General features: G+C 73.6%; 2 protein-coding genes and 1 pseudogene. All 3 read left to right on the plus strand.

Annotated elements, in window-relative coordinates; all coding sequences use genetic code 11:
* A partial coding sequence (locus ACTUAL_RS23685; RefSeq protein WP_440901790.1) for a helix-turn-helix domain-containing protein occupies positions 1–201 on the plus strand: 201 nt, incomplete at its 5' end.
* 170 nt (positions 202–371) lie between these two features.
* Positions 372–1,859 (plus strand): ABC transporter substrate-binding protein, encoded by a 1,488-nt coding sequence (locus ACTUAL_RS23690; RefSeq protein WP_440901791.1) that lies wholly within the window; start codon positions 372–374, stop codon positions 1,857–1,859.
* A gap of 67 nt (positions 1,860–1,926) precedes the next feature.
* Positions 1,927–2,292, plus strand: a pseudogene (locus tag ACTUAL_RS23695) (ABC transporter permease subunit); the annotation flags it as partial.

Genomic DNA, 2,292 nt, shown 5'->3' on the forward strand with positions numbered 1-2,292 from the left:
CGCACCCTGGAGGTGCACCTGGCGCTGGACCTGGACCGCAGGGCGACGGCGGCCCGGCTGCACCTGCACCCGAACACGGTCGACTACCGGTTGCGCCGCATCCACCGGTTGACCGGGCTGTCGCCGACCCGGCCGCAGGACTGCCGCAGCCTGGCGGCGGCGCTGGTGGCCCGCAGGTTCACCGACGACCAGCGGGCGTGAGCCCGGCCCCCACCAGCGTCGACGACCCGCTTTCCCGGACATCGGGAAACCCTGTCAAGCACCCGCGTGGCGGCCGTCGACGTGCGCCACCCCACACCGACTATGAAAACGGTTATCGTCCCACTTACAGTGGGCGCACCCCCGTCGTCGATCCCCACCCAGGTGTCCCCGTGCGCTTCCCCACCTCGCTCGCCCTGCTCACCGTCCCCCTGCTGCTCGCCACGTCGGGCTGCTTCGCGGGCGAGCAGGCGGCGGAAGGTCCGACCTCGGACCGCATCAAGATCGCCATGCTCCAGCCGCCGCGCTTCGGCCTGACCCCGTTCAGCGACGACGCGTTCAAGCTGTCCCGCTGGTCGACCGCCGAGACCCTGGTGAAGCTGGACGCGGACGGCAACGCCCTGCCCGGTCTGGCGACCGACTGGACCAGGACCTCCGACACCGCCTGGGAGCTGACCGTCCGCGAGGGCGTGAAGTTCCACGACGGCAGCGACCTGACCGCCGACGCCGTGGTGAACACGCTGACCCGCGCCGGGAAGGCGTCGCCGAAGCCGCGCATCCTGGACGGCGTCCAGCTCACCGCGCAGGCCGCCGGGAACAAGGTCACCGTCACCACCGCGACCCCCGACCCCCTGGTGCCGCAACGGCTCTCGTCGCCGCAGCTGGCGATCCTGGCGCCGGGCGCGTACGCCGAGGACGGCAAGGTCAACCCGGTCGGCACCGGCAGCGGGCCGGTCGAGCTGGTGGAGGTCGGCGGCACGAGCACCGCGACGCTGGACCGGTTCGACGGCTACTGGGGCGAGAAGGCCAAGGCCTCCGGCCTGGACGTGTCGTTCGTCCCGGACGGCACGGCGCGCGCCGCGTCGGTGCGCACCGGCGAGGCGCACATCGCCGAGACGATCCCGGTGTCGCAGGCGGCGCTGCTGGACCCGGCGCTGCTGACCGAGGTGCCGATGCCGCGCACCAACACGCTGTACCTGAACACGCGCAGCGGCCCGATGGCCGACCCGGCGCTGCGCGCGGCGGTGCGCGAGGCCGTGGACGCCGAGGAGATCGTGAAGGGCGTCTACGAGGGCCGCGCGGACGTCGCGAAGGGCCTGCTGGGCCCGGCGCTGCCGTGGACCGTGGACGAGCGCGAGCCGCTGGCCGACCGGACCGCTCCGGGCGCCGCGAACGGCGCGTCGATCACCATCGGCACCTTCACCGACCGGGCCGAGCTGCCCGAGGTGGCCTCCATCGTGCAGCAGCGGCTGGAGGACGCCGGGTTCACCGTGAAGCAGGACGTCCGCGAGTACGCGCACATCGAGCAGGACGCGCTGGCGGGCAAGTTCGACGTCTTCATCCTGTCGCGGGCGACCGTGCTCGACTCCGGCGACCCGGTCGCCTACCTGCGCTCGGACTTCACCTGCGGCGGGTCGTTCAACCTCGCCAAGCTGTGCGACCCGGCCGTGGACGCGGCGGTGCAGGCCGCGGAGGGCGCCGAGGCCGGTCCCGAGCGGCGTGCGGCGATCCTGGCCGCCGAGGCGGCGATCCTGCGCACCGACGCGGGCATCCCCATGCTGCACGAGCGGGTCATCCAGGCGGACGCGGCGAACGTCGCGGACTCGGTGAAGGACCCGCGCGAGCGGGCGCTGGTCACCTCCGCCACGCACCTGCGCTGACCACGAAGTTCTTGAAGGGCAAGGGTTTCTGACGTTGTTCAAGTTCGGGACCGCGGCGTCCCGGGTCGTGTCCGACACGGCCGTGGTCGCCGCGGTCGGCCTCGTGCCGTGGTTGGCCGGGCGGGACCCGGCGCTGTCGATCCTGCGCGCCCGCTCCGGCGAGCAGGAGCCGACCGAGGAGGCGCTCGGGTCGATCCGGCGCGAGCTCGGTCTGGACGCGGACCCGGTGGCGCTGTTCGGGAACTGGCTCGCGGGCGCGCTGCGCGGGGACCTCGGCACGTCGTGGGTCAACGGGCAGCCGGTGCTGGAGTCGGTGCTGGCCGGGCTCGGCGTGTCGCTGACGCTGATGGGCGTGGCGCTGGTGGGCGCGCTGCTGGTGGCGACGGCGCTGTGCGTGCCGACGATGCGGCGCGGGCTGCGCGGCGACAACGGG

This window comes from Actinosynnema sp., from assembly GCF_052038725.1.